The organism is Nocardiopsis synnemataformans, from assembly GCF_965343085.1.
GTDB classification, from domain to species: Bacteria; Actinomycetota; Actinomycetes; order Streptosporangiales; family Streptosporangiaceae; genus Nocardiopsis; species Nocardiopsis alborubida.
On the sequence record NZ_CBDRFA010000123.1, the window covers coordinates 1 to 16,347 of the forward strand.

Below are 16,347 nucleotides of genomic sequence, written 5' to 3' on the forward strand. Positions count from 1 at the left end.
CCTGGAGGCCGGCGACCACCAAGGCCGATCCTCACCACCGCATCCCCGACCTGGTGGGGCGGGACTTCACCGCCGCAGAGCCGGGGCGCAAGCTCGTGGGAGACGTCACCTATATCCCAACGTGGGAGGGTTTTCTCTACCTAGCGACCGTGATCGGCTGCTGCACCAAGAAGGTCGTCGGGTGGTCGATGGCCGATCACTACAAGACACCGCTTCTGGAGGCCGCTATCGATATGGCCGCATCCAATATCGACATCCACGAGGGAGCTGTTTTTCACTCCGATCGTGGCTCGAACTACACGTCGATGCGATTCGCTGACAAACTCTCTGGCATGGGGATGCGCCAGTCGGTCGGCCGGACCGGTGTGTGCTGGGACAACGCTATGGCCGAATCCTTCTTCGGTGCGCTGAAGAACGAGTGGCTGAACCGCTTCGAGTTCACGGACCGGGCTAAAGCCAGGCGTCAGGTTGTCAAGTACATCGAAGGGTTCTATAATCGGCGGAGGCTTCATTCGGCACTCGGGTACAGGACTCCCCAAGAGGTTGAGGACGAGCATCTGAGCTATCGTCTCGCCGCCTGACAGTTCACAAGAGAAGCTGTCCGGAATTTTGATGGCCCCTCACGAAGATCCCTCAACGGAACCCTCCGACCTGGGCGGATACTCATCGGCGCAGGTCGCTGCGGAGCTGGAACTACCTGATGCAGTAATTACCGAGCTGCTGAGGGTGGCAGAGGAGGGCACAGCACACCTGAAGGTATTAACTGTCTGAAGTGATTCTCTACCTAGATGAGTAATTCCAAGGGGTGCTTGGCCTGAGCACAAGGCGAGGGAGCCCATGGTGGTGTTGTGACGCACAACCTGAACTCCCTCGCCTCAGCACTGTACGCCCACACCAACGCCTTCCTCAAAGAACGCCCGGACCTGGCCCCCTGGCGACCCCAGATCGGTATCCGACCCCGCCTGTCCGACGCCGACCTGGTCACCCTGGCCCTGATGCAGGCCATGCTCGGCCACACCAGCGAGGCCCGGTGGCTGCGTTACGCCCGCACCCACCTGTCCGAGCAGTTCCCCTACCTGCCCCAACAAAGCGGCTACAACAAACGCCTGCGCAAGGCCACCGGACTCATCCGAGCCCTCATCCGCCACCTGGCCACCGACACCACCGCCTGGACCGACGACGTGTGGGTGGTCGACTCCACCCCCATCGAGTGCGCCCGCTCCCGCGAGACCGTCAAACGCTCCGACCTGGCCGGATGGGCCCAATACGGGTACTGCGCCTCCCACTCGCGCTACTTTTGGGGGCTGCGCCTGCATCTGGTGTGCACGCTGAGCGGCCTGCCCATCGCCTACGCGTTGACCGGGGCCAAAGCCGATGAGCGCACCACGTTGCTGGAGATCTTCGAGATGGATCCCGACCTGGTCGCCCAACGCCCTGGGCAGATGCTGGCCGCGGACAAGAACTACTACGGGCGCGACTTCGAACGCGCCCTGGCCGGGGCGGGTCTGCGGCTGTTGCGTCCGGCCCGCAAGGGTGAGCCCCCACGGGCCGGGGCAGAGCTGTTGCGGCCGGTGCGCCAGGTCATCGAGTCCATCAACCAGACCTTCAAGGGGCAGTTGGACCTGGAACGCCATGGTGGGCGCACCCCGGACGGAGTGATCGCGCGGGTCCTCCAGCGCGTGCTGGCGCTGACCGTCGCGATCTGGCACAACGACCGCACCGGCCAGCCGGTCCTACGGTCGTTGACGGCTTATGACCACTGACCCCTTGGAATTACTCATCTAGTGTCCTAAGTCGAGAGTTCATGGGCGGTTGCAGGGTGGGATGATGCCGGGTCCGAAGCCGTTGTTGCTGGAACTGTCCGATCACGAACGCAGGGTGCTGCGGGGCTGGTTGCGCAAGCAGACGGCGTCCCAGGCGCTGGTGCTGCGGTCGAGGATCGTGCTGGCGTATGCGGAGGGCCGGCCGAACGCGGAGGTCGCGCAGGACACACCAGTGTGGCATGTACCGGATCCACCGAAGCCGGTACATGCCACACAGCTCCATAAGACCCGGTACATGCCAGTTCCTGATCAAGAACGTCGAGCATCCCCTCGACGGTGGGTTCGCCACCCACCAGCCGGTACAGGGTCCGCTCGGAAGCGACTTCCCCAGCCGTACGGCAGCACGGCGTCACGCTAACCCCACGCACAATGACCGGCGGATGGGCAACCCTAACCGAGTATCCGCGTCAACGGCGACATCGATGCTGGTCGGGTAGAGTCCACCAGCGGCTCTCGTCATGCGGAGTCGCCGGGTATCACGCGCAGGTTGATGTCCGGGGCGGCCACGGCGTCCTGCTCCCCCAGGAGTCCCAGCGCCGTAGCTACCGTCATCTGAGCAACCGCCTGCAGGTTATAGCCCACCGTCGTGAGCCGTGGATTGGTCACCTGCGAGAGCGGCGTGTGATCCATGCCGATGAGACCGATGTCGGTGGGGACCCGCCATCCTCGGACACCGGCCGCAGTGAGCAGGGTGATGGCGATGTCGTCGTTGTAGCACGCGACGCCGAACCCCGGTTCGAGTGAATCGAGTGCGGCTGCGGCGTCATCCAGATTGATTCCGAGACCGATGGTCGTGGGTGCCGGCAGGCTCGCGCTCTGGCATACCGTCCTGATCGCGGCTTCTCGGTCCGCGCTGTAGGGATCTTCCCGACGATCGCGGAGATGGGCGAAAGCGATGCGTTGATATCCTCGCGCCACGAGATGTTCCGTCTGGATGCGCCCGATCTCGTGATTGAGGTTCCATCCCTCGAAGCCTTCGCCCGTCGATGTGTCGAAGCCGGGGATGCCGCGCTCGGAGAGCACTTGTCGCTCCGCCTCGCTGAATGGCTGCAGAGACAGCACGGCGCGGGGTTGCATGCCGGCGACGATTCGGTCCAGGGACGACGCGGACTGCGTCGACAGCCGTAGGACAAGTGTCAGGCCGTGCTGTGCGAGCAGATCGGTGACGGTGTCGAAGATGTCCTGCAGGTTGCCGCCGAACGTCGTGTTCGGTACCAGCGCGATGACGAAGTCGCTCAACCCCTTGCGCAGCATGCGTCCTGCGACTGAGGGCTCGTAGCCGAGCTTCTGCGCGGCTGCCAGGACGCGTTGCACGGTCTCGGCGGTGAACCGGTGGGTGTGCCCGTTGAGGACCTGACTGACGGTGGCTCGCGACAAGCCCGCGTGTCGCGCCACATCTGCGCTGGTTGCTCCCATGGCTCCTTCTCATCGACACGTGATGATCACCTTACCGATTATCTCGTGACACTAGGGATTGACACGTGATACCTGGCGGTGCTCTACTCCGTTATCACGTGTTAATGGACTGTTGCCGCGTGATGGCAGCGACGCACCGACCGGGCAGTCCGGTCTTGATGACAAGGAGTCCTCATGTCGGACAATCCGATCGAGTTCTCGGCCCCCGGATCTCCCACCGCGCCTGCGCAGCAGGCACCTGTCGCCGAGATTCCGGAGGGGACACCGGCCACCGGTCCGGTGCGTACGCCGGTGAAGGCGAAGTACATCGTGTTCCTGTTGTGGGCGATGTTCGGCGCGTACATCGCGCTCGTCGCGCCGATCGGTTTGTCCCTGTCTCTGAGGATCCAGGAGCTGGCACCGGCGAACGTCGAGGTGCTCGGGTACGTCATCGGCATAGCAGCGGTCGTGACCACGGTCACCGGGCCGCTGATGGGTATCTGGAGCGACCGTACAAGGTCGCGGTTCGGGCGGCGCCGACCGTTCGCGTTCGGCGGCGCCGTCGCTGGCATCATCGGGCTCGTCGTCGTCGCGACCGCCGGCTCGGTGCCGGTGGTGCTGCTCGGGTGGATCATCACCTCCTCCGGGTGGAGCGTCACGATGAACTCGCTCATCCAGTCGCAGGCCGACCGGTTGCCCGAGTCGCAGTACGGACGTGTGGCAGGCATGACAGGGTTCGTCCAGATGGTCGCACCGGTCGCGGGCGTCGGGCTTGCCAGCGCTTTCATCGGCAACAACTTCCTGGTCTTCCTCGTGCCTGGCGCCGTGGGTCTCATCGCGGTGCTGTGTTGGGTGCTGTTCGTCCGTGAACATGACACCCGAGACATGGAGTTGGCGGACCGGCTGAGCCTTGGCAAGACCCTTGGCAGCCTGGTCTTCAACCCGCGCCGCTACCCCGACTTCGCGTGGAACTGGCTCGCTCGCCTGCTCTTCATGACGGGGGTGACGTTCTCCTCCACGTACACCTCACTGTTCTTCGCCTCGCGGCTCACAGCCAGTGGGCAGGTCGCCGACATCGGCGGGATCATCGCCATGCTCTCTTTGGTCAGCGTCGTCGTCACCGGCGTCGGCGCGCTTCTCGGCGGGTTCCTGTCCGACAAGCTCAAGCGACGCAGGACCTTTGTTCTCGGTGCGGGCCTCGTCTACACCGCCGGCGCGGTGACCCTCGCGTTCGGCGGCAGCGACTTCGGCGTCCTTGTCGCCGGCTCGGGCCTCACCGGCCTGGCCCTCGGCGTCTTCTCGTCCGTCGACCAGGCAATCGTCCTCGGCGTGCTTCCCGAGAAGGACACGGACGCGGGCCGATTCCTGGGTATCAACGGGTACTCCACATCGATCGCGCAGGCAGTCGCCCCGCTGCTGGCCGCGCCGCTGATCCTGATCGGTGTGAGCGGGGACGAGAAGAACTACGGCCTGCTGTTTCTCGTCGCCGCCGTACTCACGCTCATCGCCGGTGCCATGGTCCAGTGGGGTGTTCGAAGCGTGCGCTAGACCCCGAGCCCCGCCAACCGCTCACGCACCTCTTGGAGAGAACCTGTGCTGTCAACCCTCTTCACAGACGGCTGGACCTTCCACCGTGCAGACGAAACAGCCGAAACTCCCGTACGCCTGCCCCACGACGCGATGCTCGGCGAGCCACGGTCGCAGGACCGCGGAACCGGCAACCACGGTGGCTACTTCCCAGGTGGCAGCTATGTGTACCGGAAGCAGTGGACCGCTCCCGTCGACACCGACGAACGCACCTACCGGCTGCGCTTCGAGGGCGTGTACGGCACTACCCGCGTCACGCTCGACGGGAAAGTGGTCGGTCGAAACAGCAGCCCGTACCGCGAGTTCACCATTCCTCTGACCGGTGTCTCGCCGGGCGACACCGCACTGATCGAGGTGGAAGTCGACAACCTCGCCGTGCCGAACAGCCGCTGGTACACGGGATCGGGCATCTATCGCCCGGTCTGGTTCGAGTCGGTCGGCCGTGTCCGGATCGCGCACGACGGGGTCCGCATCGTGACCCGAACGATCGGCGCGGGCCCCTCAGGGACGGACGCGATCGTCGATGTGGCGGTGCACATCGACGGACCGGTGCCAGCCGACGCGATCGCGGTGGTGGTGTTCGAGTACGGCGGGCAAACCGTGGCGCGCCGAGCGTCCGCCGTGAGAGACGCGGTCGTGAACCTCGAGATCCCGGTCGACGCGGCGCAACTGTGGTCCGCCGAGTATCCGCATCTGTACGACGTGAGCGTGCGCCTCACCGTAAACGGCGAGGCCATCGACGAACATCGTGACCGGATCGGGCTGCGCACGATCGAGGTCGACGCGCAACACGGTCTGCGGGTCAACGGCCACCCAGTCCTGCTGCGCGGCACTGCCGTGCACCACGACAACGGGCCGCTCGGCGCGGCCACGTTCGCCGCGGCGGAGCGCCGCCGGGCGCGACTGCTCAAGGAGGGCGGATACAACGCGATCCGCAGCGCCCACAACCCGCTCTCGCGCGCGTTCCTGGACGCGTGCGACGAACTCGGGCTCTACGTCATGGACGAGCTGACCGACGTCTGGTTCCGCCCGAAGACGCCACACGACGAGTCCACGCGCTTTCGGGAGGAATGGCGTGAGGACGTCGCCGCGATGATCGCCAAGGACCGCAACCGGCCCTCCGTGATCATGTACTCGATCGGTAACGAGATCGCGGAAGCGGCGACGGAATCCGGTGTCGACCTCGCGCGGGAGATCCGATCCTTCTTCGCCGAGGTCGATGCGACCAGACCCACGACGATCGCCGTCAACCCACTGCTGGCGATGATGGCCGCGAAGGCACAGGACCGAGACTGGGACGGGCCATCGGAGCGCAAGCCCGCCACCAGCACGGCGGCGAATCAGATGGCCGCGAAGATGGGCCGCCTCATGGTCTTGGCCTCGCGGCTGCCCGCCGCGGACCGGGCGACCCGCGACGTCTTCTCCGCCGTCGACATCGCCGGCTACAACTACGGCTACGCCAGCTACGCCAGGGCCCGGCGGCGATATCCCGACCGGGTCATCGTCGGAACCGAGTCGATGCCCGGCGACCTCCCCGCGATCTGGAAACGTGTGACCTCGGTGCCAGGAGTCGTCGGCGACTTCGGCTGGACCGGTTGGGACTACCTCGGAGAAGTCGGCCTGGGCTACTGGAGCTACGGTGCCGAGGTCGGCGGCATCGCCAAGCCCTATCCGGGGATCCTCGCCGGATGCGGCGTCTTCGACATCACCGGCGTACCTGGAGCTGCTCTCCTCCTCGCTCAGGCGGTCTGGGGAATCACCGAGAACCCGGGCATCGCCGTCCGGCCGCTGGACCGCGCAGGTCAACGGCCGAACAAGACACCCTGGTTGGCCTCGGACGCGCTGCCCAGCTGGTCCTGGCGAGGCCACACCGACACCGCCGACGTCGAGGTGTACTCCGCCCACGACCAGGTGGAGCTGATCCTGAACGGGCGCTCCGTCGGGCGCCGAGCCGCCGGAGCGCGCAAGGGCTACGTCGCGCGGTTCCGTGTGCCGTACGAGCCCGGCGAGCTGGTCGCGGTCTCGTACCGAGGAGGCATGGAAGCCGGCCGTACGACCCTCCGCTCCGCCGGGATCCCGCGCCTGCGGCTGCGTGCGGAGACGCAGCAGCTGCACGGCCCCGACGACCTCGCGTACGTCTGGGCCGAGCTGGCAGACGAGGACGGCATCGTCGACGTGTGCACCGACGACGAGGTCGCCGTGCGCGTGTCCGGTCCCGGCTCGCTCGCGGCGCTCGGCAGCGCAGCCCCGGCCACGACCGAGAGCTACACCGACGACGTCCACCGCACCTATCGCGGCCGCGCGATCGCCATCGTCCGGGGCGGGAAGCACCACGGTGACGTCACCGTCCACGCCAGCTCGAGGCGGCACGGCGAGACGTCGCTGACCCTGCCCTCGACGGGTGGCATCCAGATCCATGCGACTCGGGTCGCCGCGCATATCGGAAGGGACGCACAGTGACCTCCAACGAACCGATCCTCGCCGGGTTCTACCCGGACCCCTCCATCTGCCGGGCCGGCGACGTCTACTACCTCATCGCGTCGAGCTTCGAGTACCTGCCCGGCATCCCGATCCATGCCAGCACCGACCTGGTGACCTGGACTCCCGTCGGCAACGCGCTCACTCGGCCCACGCAGATCGCCGAGAACAGCGGGTACGGCAGCAGCGGGATCTTCGCGCCCACCATCCGTCACCACGACGGCCGATTCTGGATCATCGGCACCAATGTCAACGACATCCCGCACGGCCGCGGTCACTTCCTCATCCACGCCGCAGACCCGGCGGGCCCGTGGTCGGAGCCCGTGCACATCGCCGGGGCCATCGGGATCGACCCCGACATCGCCTGGGACGACGACGGCACCGCCCACGTGACGTGGTGCTCGCTCGACCCCTCTCAGCCAGGCATCCGGTCCGCGCCTGTCGACATGGAGACCGGCAACCTCCTGGCGTCGTCTCGGCAACTCTGGGAGGGCACGGGACTGGCCGTCCCGGAAGGACCGCACCTGTACCGCATTGGTGGTTGGTGGTACCTGCTGCTCGCCGAAGGAGGGACCGAACGCGGCCACACGGCGACGATCGCGCGGGCCCGCAGCCTGGGCGGGCCGTTCGAGCCAGCTCCGCACAACCCGATCCTGAGCCACCGCAGCCTCGCGCACCCGATCCAGAACACCGGTCACGCGGACCTGATTGAGCTCGCCGACGGCACCTGGGCGGCCGTCCATCTGGGGGTACGCCCCCGAGGGCAGTCGCCAAGCTTTCATGTCAACGGGCGCGAGACGTTCCTCGTCGGCATCGACTGGGTCGACGGCTGGCCCGTCATCGACGAACACCGCTTCAACGTCCCAGCCCACGACCGCGCTTTCTGTGAACACTTCGACAAGGTCGACCTGGACCCGCGTTGGCTCGGCGTCGGACGGTTCCCCTCGTCGTTCACCCGACCAGCAGCAGATGGCGGGCTCATCATCGACGCCGACGCCGGTGAAGGTTCGGCTCTCCTCGCCACCCGTGCCACCGACCTCCTCTGGAACGCCTCCGCGCGGTTCGACGGCCAGGGGATCGGGCGATTCCTGCTGCGGATCGACGACCAGCACTGGTACGGCCTGACCTACGACGGCGCCTCCGTCGAAGCCACGCTGTCGATCGGCCCCGTCCAGCACACCGTCGGCCGAATCGAGATCCCCGCCGGTGTCGTCCCTACCTTGAGGATCCGCGCGAAGGCGGCGCCCCTGCTGCCGCACGGCGTCTCGCTCGAACCGGACGTCATCGAACTCGCGGTGGAGGTCGACGGCGAGGAACACCCCATCGGCGACTTCGACGGCCGCTACCTCTCTACCGAGGTCGCCGGAGGCTTCACCGGCCGTGTGCTCGGCGTCGAGGCGCTCGCCGGCCCGATCCACCTGCGCGAGTTCACATATGCGCCCACGGCGGCGGCCGTCTGATCGACACACCCACCGACTCACCCTCTTCGGAACCTAAGGAAGCGATGACCACCTCGCCCTACCTCGACCCCACACTGCCCATCGAGGCCCGGGTCCACGACCTGCTGTCACGCATGAACATCGAGGAGAAGATCGGGCAGCTCACCCAGTACTTCTACCTCGGCGTGCCCGACCTGCCCGACGACTTCGACATCGAGGCGCTCCCGCCCGAACACCGGGCGTTCGTCGAGCTGCCGAAGCTCATCGAGGCCGAGATGGCCAAGGGCCATGTCGGCTCGACCCTGTTCGTGCACGACACGGCGACCATCAACCGGCTGCAGCGGATCGCGGTCGAGCAGACCCGCCTGGGGATCCCCCTGCTGTTCGGCTTCGACGTCGTCCACGGTCTTCGGACGGTCCTGCCCGCGCCGATCGGGCTCACCGCCAGCTGGGATCCGACCCTCATCGAGGACGCCCAAGCGGTTGCCGCCCGCGAGGCACGCGCGGTCGGCATCCACTGGACGTTCGCGCCCATGATCGACGTCGCGAGAGACCCGCGCTGGGGGCGGATCTTCGAGAGCGTCGGTGAGGACCCCGTGCTCGGCGCCGCGGTAGCCGCGGCCCAGGTGCGAGGCTTCCAGGGCGATCTCGGTGCCGACCGGATCCTCGCCGGTCCCAAGCACTTCGTGGGGTACGGTGCCGCGCGGGGCGGTCGGGACTACGAGGACGCCGAGCTATCCGACTCCGAACTCTGGAACGTGTACATCCCACCGTTCCGGGCAGCCATCGAAGCCGGCGCCGGGAACGTAATGAGCGCCTACATGGACCTCAACGGCATCCCCGCGGCCGCCAACCGCTGGCTGCTCACCGACATCCTTCGCAACGAGCTGGGCTTTGACGGGTTCGTCGTCTCGGACGCGAACGCCGTTCGCTCCCTGGAGACCCAGCACCTCGCGAAGGACCAGTCGGACGCCGCCGTCCGCGCGCTCACCGCCGGGCTCGACATGGAGATGGCCATGTCCGACGCCGCCTTCTCCCGCCTACCTCAGGCCGTCGCCGACGGCCAGATCAGCCTCAGCTCGATCGACACGGCGGTGCGCCGGGTTCTGAAGGCCAAGTTCCGGCTCGGCCTGTTCGAGAACCCCTACACCAACGAAAACGCTGTCGCCGCCGTGCTAGGCAGCACGTCTCACCGCGACCTCGCCCGCACGGCCGCAGAACGCTCGATCGTCCTGCTGAAGAACTCAGACGGCACCCTGCCGCTGAACTCCGACACGCATGCTTCCATCGCCGTCATCGGGCAGCTCGCGGACAGCAAGCGGGACCTGCTCGGTTCGTGGGTGTTCGACCACGACACGTCGGAGACGGTCACCATCCTCGAAGGGCTGCGCTCCCGGTTGAGGAACGCGGAGATCTCGTACACGCCGGGCGCCGGCATCACCGAGCGGCACTTCCCCTCGCAGTTCGACCGGGCGGACCCGACCATCACCGCCACGCCCGCCGACTGGGACGACGACACCGAGATCGCCAGGGCAGTCGAGATCGCGGCATCGGCGGACGTGGCCGTTGTGGTCGTGGGGCAGCGACAGAACCAGTCAGGGGAGAAGGCGTCCACCGGGACACTCGACCTTCCCGGACGTCAGCTCGAACAGCTGCAGCGCATCACCGCCACGGGCACCCCCGTCGTGGTCGTCGTCGTGTCCGGGCGACCCCTCGACCTGCGATGGGCGGACGAGCATGTCGGCGCCATCGTGCAGGCCTGGCACCCGGGAACACGCGGCGGCGACGCCGTGGCGGCCGTCCTGATCGGCGACACGTCGCCCGCGGGTCGGCTGCCGTTCACCTGGCCCCGTCACGTGGGCCAGGTGCCGATGATCTACGCGCACTACCGCACCTTCGAGCCGGAGAACGCCGGGTCCCGGTACTTCGAGGAGGAGAGCACACCCCTCTACCCGTTCGGGTACGGACTGTCCTACGCGAGCTTCGAGTACACCGACCTGCACCTCGACCAGGACGAGATCGCCATCGGCGACACCGCGTCGGTCCAGGTCACGGTCCGCAACACGTCGAAGCGCCCCGCCGACGAAGTAGTGCAGCTGTACATCCACCAGCGGTACGGGACGTCATCGCGTCCCCTGCGCGAGCTCAAGGGATTCCAGCGCGTCGCCCTCGGCCCCGGGGAACAGCGCACGCTCACGTTCCCGCTCGGCCCGCAGCAGCTGCGCTACTGGAGCTCTGCGACCCGTGGTCACGTCCAGGACGCGACCACGATCGACATCTGGGTCGGCGGAGACTCCACCGCCGCCCTCGCCACCACCCTGCGCGTGCGCCCATGAGATCGGCACACCTGACACCGAAGGAGCATCGATGACCGCACCACAGCCCACCTTCCTCTGGGGAGCCTCGACCGCCCCGCACCAGATCGAAGGCAACAACGTCAACAGCGACTGGTGGCTCTATGAGCAGCGGATGCCGCACTTCACCACAAGCGGCGACGCAGTCGACAGTTATCACCGCTACGAGGAGGACATGCGTCTCCTCGCGGACGCAGGCCTGAACGCGTACCGCTTCGGGATCGAGTGGGCGCGCGTCGAGCCGCTGCCCGGAGTGTTCTCGGTCGCCGAGCTCGCGCACTACCGGCGCATGATCGACACCGCGCTGCGCCTCGGCCTCACGCCCGTGGTGACGCTGCACCACTTCTCCAGCCCTCGCTGGTTCATCGAGGAAGGAGGGTGGCTCGGCGAGACCGCGATCGAGCGATTCACCGCCTACGTCACCCGTGTCTGCGACATTCTCGACGGGGTCGAGTGGGTGTGCACTATCAACGAGCCAAACATGTTCGCGTTCATGATCTACATGGCCGGTGCGATCAACGCCGATGCGGTGCCCGAGATGGACACTCCCACCGTGCAGCGTGAAGACGGTTTCGTCCTGCCGCGCCCCACCGCGGAGGCCACCGCACGGCTGATCGAGGCCCACCACACCGCTCGTGCGGTCGTTCGGGAGCGAACAGGTGCCGCCGTCGGCTGGACCGTCGCCAACCTCGCCCTGTACGCCACCGATCCGACTCATGAGAGCGCGCTACTCGAGGAGCGTCACGCCCGCGAGGACATCTTCCTCGAGGCCGCACGCGGCGACGACTTCATCGGCGTGCAGGCATACACCACACAGGCCGTCGACGAGAACGGCCCGGTGCCGCACCCACCGCACCCAGACAACACCCTCGTCGGCACCGCCTACCGTCCCGACGCGCTCGGCATCGCCGCCCGTCACACCTGGGAGCTCACCCAGGGTGTGCCAATCCTCGTCACCGAGAACGGCATCGCGACCGACGACGACACCCGCCGCATCGCCTACACCTCGGAGGCGCTCACCCACCTGTTCGCCGCTGCCGATGACGGCGTCGATGTGCGCGGATATCTCCACTGGTCCGCACTCGACAACTTCGAGTGGGGCCACTGGGAACCGACCTTCGGCCTCATCGCCGTGGACAGGACCACCTTCACCCGCACCCCTAAGCCCAGCCTCGCCTGGCTGGCAGACGTCGCCCGACGGGGCCGCCCCTGACGTCAGACAGCGCAACGGCACGCCAAATGCCGCGCAACCGCTCGGAACGGCCACCGAGGCCAGAGAACTGAAACCGCTTAGGCAGCGTGGATGAAAGGAACGATCTGATGGAAGGTCTACAAGACAAGGTGATCGTGTTCGCCGGAGCTGGCGGCATCGCCACCGCTACCGCGGACTATCTAGGTGCCGGGGGTGCACGGGTCGTCGTCGGAGACATCTCCCTCGCCTCCGCCGAACGCACCGTCACGGCAGCAGCGACAACAGGGGGCGACGGACTCGCCATCGAGCTTGACATCGCCGACGAGCAGCAAGTGAAGGCGCTGATCGACCTAGCAATCAGCCGCTACGGCCGCATCGACGGACTCTTCAACGTGGCGGCCAACATCGACCCGGCACAGGTGCAGCTCGACACGAACGTGGTCGACATCGACCTCGCTGCCTGGCAACGGTCGATCGACGTGAACCTCACCGGCTACCTCCTCACCGCCCGCCACGCCATTCCGCACATCGTCGAAGCCGGCGGTGGCTCCATCGTGAACACCTCCTCCGAGGCCGTCTACGCCGGCATGGAGGACAAGGTCGCCTACTCCGCCACGAAGGCCGGCGTCACTGCACTCACCCGCCACATCGCTCGCAAGTACGGCAAGCAGAGCGTCCGCGCCAACACTGTCTCGCCAGGAATGGTGCTGACCGAGCAGACCGAGGCAAATCTGCCCGAGGACTTCCGGGAGATGATCCTCGCGTCGACACCGGCTCCGCGAAACGGGCGGCCGAGCGACCTGGGCGCGACCGTCGCCTTCCTCCTCTCCGATAACGCGTCCTGGATCACGGGCCAGGTGTTCTCCGTCAACGGCGGAACCACCATGCGCGCCTGACACCGCACGGCCGTAAATCCGAACAACACCGATGAAGGAAAGACCCGTGGATTCGACGACGACCGCGAGTACTGCTGACAAGCGCCCGCCCTACGACCCAAGAGTGGCCATCGCACTGGAGGAGATGACGGAAGGCGGCATCTTCGCACCGCTGACCGCTGAGGCGATCCCGACCATGCGCCAGTACGCCGTGCCCGAAGACATCGCACACTTCGATCTTGAGCAACTCGAGTTCACCATGCCGGGCTTCGAGGGAGCCGAGTTGGCGCTCACCCTGCTACGACGCCGCGACCACACCGGCACCGGGCCCGGCATCCTCCACGTGCACGGCGGAGGAATGGTGATGGGCACCCGGATGACCGGCATCTCTCTCGTCAGCCCATGGGTGGCGGAGCACGACGCCGTGGTCGCCACCGTCGAGTACCGCCTGGCACCCGAGCACCCTGACCCGACCCCTGTCGAGGACTGCTACGCCGCACTGGTCTGGGTGGCGGAGCACGCCCAGGAGGTCGGGATTGACCCTGATCGCCTCCTGATTGCTGGAGCGAGCGCCGGCGGTGGGCTCGCGGCCGGCGTGGCACTGATAGCGCGCGACCGCGGCGGCCCGGCACTGCTCGGCCAGATGCTGATCTGTCCCATGCTCGACGATCGCGACGCCACCGTCTCGACTCGCCAGTACGACGGCATCGGGCTCTGGGACCGCAGTAGCAACACCGTGGGATGGAATGCCCTGCTTGGCGACCGCCGCGGCTCCGACGACGTCTCCATCTACGCCGCCCCAGCCCGGGCTGACGACCTTTCGGGACTCCCACCGACCTACCTTGATGTCGGCAGCGCGGAGGTGTTCCGTGACGAGACAGTCGCTTACGCGTCCGCCCTATGGGGCGACGGCATCGACACGGAGCTGCATATCTGGCCCGGGGGAACTCACGGTTGGGAGGCGCTGATGCCCGACTCGCCGTTGGCCGAGCTGGCGCGGCAGGCCCGCAGCTCTTGGGTCGCGAGACTCCTCTCAACGTGAGTCGCGTGGCGATCGGCCGAGGCCCCGATTACAGAAGTCGCCGTCCCAGGTCGGATGCCAGAAACGGGCCCGGAAGTTGCCCCAGTGCAGCAGACCGCCCCGGGGCCCGCGCGAGGTCGCCGAACAGATCAAGACCAACGCCAGCGACGCACCCGTCTACATCACCTTGGACATCGACTGCCTGGACCCCGCCTACACGCCGGGCACGGGCACACCGGTGCCCGGGCGCCCCTCGACCGGATACATGTGCGAGGTGCTGCACCACTTGAGGGGCCTGAACGTCGTTGGCGATGACATGGCCAAGGTCACACCGTACCTGGACCCGAGCGAGATCACCGCGATGGCCGGGGGCGTGATCGTCGGCGACATCCTGCAACTCATGGCAGCCGCCGACACCCCCTGGCCGACGGGGAGGGGTGCACAGTTCTGAGGGGCACCGCTCCCGCCATATAGCTTTGGGCTCAGGGTTGGGGTGGACGTCCTCTCGGAGGACCGTGAGCCTGTCGGCGATGAGGGCGAAATCCTGCTGGACGGCACCGTGGCCGCCGCGCCCGGGTCGGCGAGACGCGAAGGCGCCGGGCCGACTTCGAGCTGGCCTACCAGCCAAGGGAGCTCACCGCCGTCTCCTACCACGAGGGCCGGGAGACCGGACGCTCCCGCCTAGTCGCGGCCGGAGAGGACTTCTGTCTACGCGCCCATGTTCCGCGGACCAGGGTGGACGCCGACACCAGGGACCTGGCCTTCGTCGACTTGGAGCTCACCGACGCCGACGGCGTCATCCGCGCCGACCTCGAACGCACGGTCTCGGTCACCGTGGACGGCCCGGGTGTGCTCCAGGCCCTGGGCAGCGCCAATCCCGTCACCGAGGAGGGGTTCACCAACGGCGAGCACTTGACGTTCGGCGGTCGCGCCCTGGCCGTCGTCCGGCCGAGTGGCCCCGGAACGATCACGGTCACGGCCCGGTGCGAGGACTGCGAACCGGTGACGGTCATGCTGACCGCCCGGTGACCCGTCCCGGCTGAGGACATCGGCGGCAAGGCCGACCCCGGTGACCCGACGGGGTGGCGGGCTCACGGGTCTACCACCCCGTCAGGGACCCGCGGAGCGGGGCACACGTGATCAGATCCCCTGGGCCAGCCGGTGGTAGGCGGCGTTCCAGCGGACATGGCGCTGGAACTCCTCCAGCGTCGTGCCCTCGTCGATGGCGAGGAACTCCACGCCCGCCATCTCCGCGAAGTCGCGGAACACCTCGATGCCGACGGTGGTGGCCATCACCGTGTGGTGCGCGGCTCCCGCCGTCAGCCAGGCCGCGGCGGAGGTGGCGAAGTCGGGAGCGGGTTCCCAGAGCGCCCGCCCGACCGGCAGGTGGGGCATGGGCTCGTCCAAGGGCACGTTGGTCACCGCGTTGGCGACCAAGCGGAAGCGGTCGCGCATGTCGCTCAGGGCGACCACGACCGCGGGCCCCGGGTCGGCGGTGAAGACCAGGCGCACCGGGTCCTCCCGGCCGCCAATCCCCAGCGGGTGGATCTCCAGCGACGCCCTGCGGGAGGTGAGGGAGGGGCTCACCTCCAGCATGTGGGCGCCCAGGATCTTCTCCTGGCCCGGAACCAGGTGGTAGGTGTAGTCCTCCATCAGGCTGGCGCCGCCGGGCAGACCCGCGCCCATCACGTTGGCCACACGCACCAGCAGGGCGGTCTTCCAGTCCCCCTCGGCCCCGAACCCGTAGCCGTCGGCCATCAGGCGCTGGACGGCGAGCCCCGGCAGCTGGCGCAGCGCACCCAGGTCTTCGAAGTTCGTGGTGAAGGCGCCGAACCCCCCGGCCTCCAGGAAGCCCCTCAGGCCCAGTTCGATCGAGGCTCCGTAGCGCAGGGAGTCGTGGCGCTCGCCACCGGACCTGAGCTCGGGGACCACGTCGTAGGTCTGCTCGTACTCCTCGACCAGGGCGTCGACCTGCGATGCGGGGACCGCGTGCACGGCCTCGGCGAGTTCGTTGACGCCCCAGGTGTTGACCTGGACGCCGAAGCGCAGTTCGGCCTCGGTCTTGTCGCCCTCGGTGACGGCGACGAAGCGCATGTTGTCACCGAAGCGGGCGAGTTTCAGGTTGCGGGCGGCGTCCCACCCGGCGGCGGCACGCACCCAGGAGGCGACGCCCGCGGTGACGG

The 16,347-nt window shown here is 67.5% G+C and carries 13 protein-coding genes; 11 read left to right on the forward strand and 2 right to left on the reverse strand.

Annotated features, from left to right (window positions below):
- The coding region (locus tag ACSIH6_RS37955) for an IS3 family transposase (RefSeq protein WP_435113467.1) at nt 1–581 on the forward strand (581 nt) is incomplete at its 5' end.
- A 267-nt stretch (nt 582–848) separates the two neighbouring features.
- Nucleotides 849–1,763, forward strand: coding sequence for an IS982 family transposase (locus tag ACSIH6_RS37960; RefSeq protein WP_435113469.1), 915 nt, complete (start codon nt 849–851; stop codon nt 1,761–1,763).
- Between the two features lie 516 nt (nt 1,764–2,279).
- Here ACSIH6_RS37960 and ACSIH6_RS37965 read toward each other — a convergent pair.
- Complete coding sequence (locus ACSIH6_RS37965) at nt 2,280–3,239, reverse strand: LacI family DNA-binding transcriptional regulator (RefSeq protein WP_435113471.1); 960 nt, start codon at nt 3,237–3,239, stop codon at nt 2,280–2,282.
- Between the two features lie 174 nt (nt 3,240–3,413).
- Here ACSIH6_RS37965 and ACSIH6_RS37970 point away from each other — a divergent pair, with 174 nt between their 5' ends.
- The 9 genes from ACSIH6_RS37970 to ACSIH6_RS38010 all read left to right on the forward strand — a co-directional run bounded on the left by ACSIH6_RS37970 (nt 3,414) and on the right by ACSIH6_RS38010 (nt 15,193).
- The gene (locus ACSIH6_RS37970; RefSeq protein WP_435113473.1) at nt 3,414–4,766 is read left to right on the forward strand and encodes an MFS transporter; all 1,353 of its coding nucleotides are present in this window, start codon (nt 3,414–3,416) and stop codon (nt 4,764–4,766) included.
- 273 nt (nt 4,767–5,039) lie between these two features.
- Nucleotides 5,040–7,265 carry a glycoside hydrolase family 2 TIM barrel-domain containing protein gene (locus ACSIH6_RS37975; protein ID WP_488186066.1) on the forward strand — a complete coding sequence of 742 codons (2,226 nt, stop codon included), beginning with the start codon at nt 5,040–5,042 and terminating at the stop codon, nt 7,263–7,265.
- Nucleotides 7,262–8,743, forward strand: coding sequence for a glycoside hydrolase family 43 protein (locus ACSIH6_RS37980; RefSeq protein ID WP_435113475.1), 1,482 nt, complete (start codon nt 7,262–7,264; stop codon nt 8,741–8,743). The genes ACSIH6_RS37975 and ACSIH6_RS37980 overlap by 4 nt, the downstream gene beginning before the upstream one ends.
- Before the next feature lie 44 nt (nt 8,744–8,787).
- Complete coding sequence (locus ACSIH6_RS37985) at nt 8,788–11,058, forward strand: glycoside hydrolase family 3 N-terminal domain-containing protein (RefSeq protein ID WP_435113477.1); 2,271 nt, start codon at nt 8,788–8,790, stop codon at nt 11,056–11,058.
- Between the two features lie 31 nt (nt 11,059–11,089).
- A complete protein-coding gene (locus ACSIH6_RS37990) occupies nt 11,090–12,289 on the forward strand; it encodes a glycoside hydrolase family 1 protein (protein ID WP_435113479.1) in 1,200 nt (399 codons plus the stop codon).
- Nucleotides 12,290–12,396: 107 nt separating this feature from the next.
- A complete protein-coding gene (locus ACSIH6_RS37995) occupies nt 12,397–13,164 on the forward strand; it encodes an SDR family NAD(P)-dependent oxidoreductase (protein ID WP_435113481.1) in 768 nt (255 codons plus the stop codon).
- A 46-nt stretch (nt 13,165–13,210) separates the two neighbouring features.
- Nucleotides 13,211–14,185 (forward strand): alpha/beta hydrolase, encoded by a 975-nt coding sequence (locus ACSIH6_RS38000; protein ID WP_435113483.1) that lies wholly within the window; start codon nt 13,211–13,213, stop codon nt 14,183–14,185.
- Nucleotides 14,186–14,261: 76 nt separating this feature from the next.
- Entirely contained in the window at nt 14,262–14,615 is a 354-nt protein-coding gene (locus tag ACSIH6_RS38005; RefSeq protein ID WP_435113486.1) for an arginase family protein, read from the forward strand.
- A gap of 284 nt (nt 14,616–14,899) precedes the next feature.
- Complete coding sequence (locus tag ACSIH6_RS38010; RefSeq protein ID WP_435113488.1) at nt 14,900–15,193, forward strand: hypothetical protein; 294 nt, start codon at nt 14,900–14,902, stop codon at nt 15,191–15,193.
- Nucleotides 15,194–15,304: 111 nt separating this feature from the next.
- Here the strand turns inward: ACSIH6_RS38010 and ACSIH6_RS38015 are convergent.
- On the reverse strand, nt 15,305–16,347 hold a 1,043-nt coding region (locus tag ACSIH6_RS38015), incomplete at its 5' end, for an L-arabinose isomerase family protein (protein ID WP_435113491.1).

Bases quoted from the DNA above. Each gene is read 5' to 3' on its own strand.
- ACSIH6_RS37965 (WP_435113471.1), bottom strand. From the start codon at position 3,239: ATGGGAGCAACCAGCGCAGATGTGGCGCGACACGCGGGCTTGTCGCGA.
- ACSIH6_RS37970 (WP_435113473.1), top strand. From the start codon at position 3,414: ATGTCGGACAATCCGATCGAGTTCTCGGCCCCCGGATCTCCCACCGCG.
- ACSIH6_RS37985 (WP_435113477.1), top strand. From the start codon at position 8,788: ATGACCACCTCGCCCTACCTCGACCCCACACTGCCCATCGAGGCCCGG.
- ACSIH6_RS37990 (WP_435113479.1), top strand. From the start codon at position 11,090: ATGACCGCACCACAGCCCACCTTCCTCTGGGGAGCCTCGACCGCCCCG.
- ACSIH6_RS37995 (WP_435113481.1), top strand. From the start codon at position 12,397: ATGGAAGGTCTACAAGACAAGGTGATCGTGTTCGCCGGAGCTGGCGGC.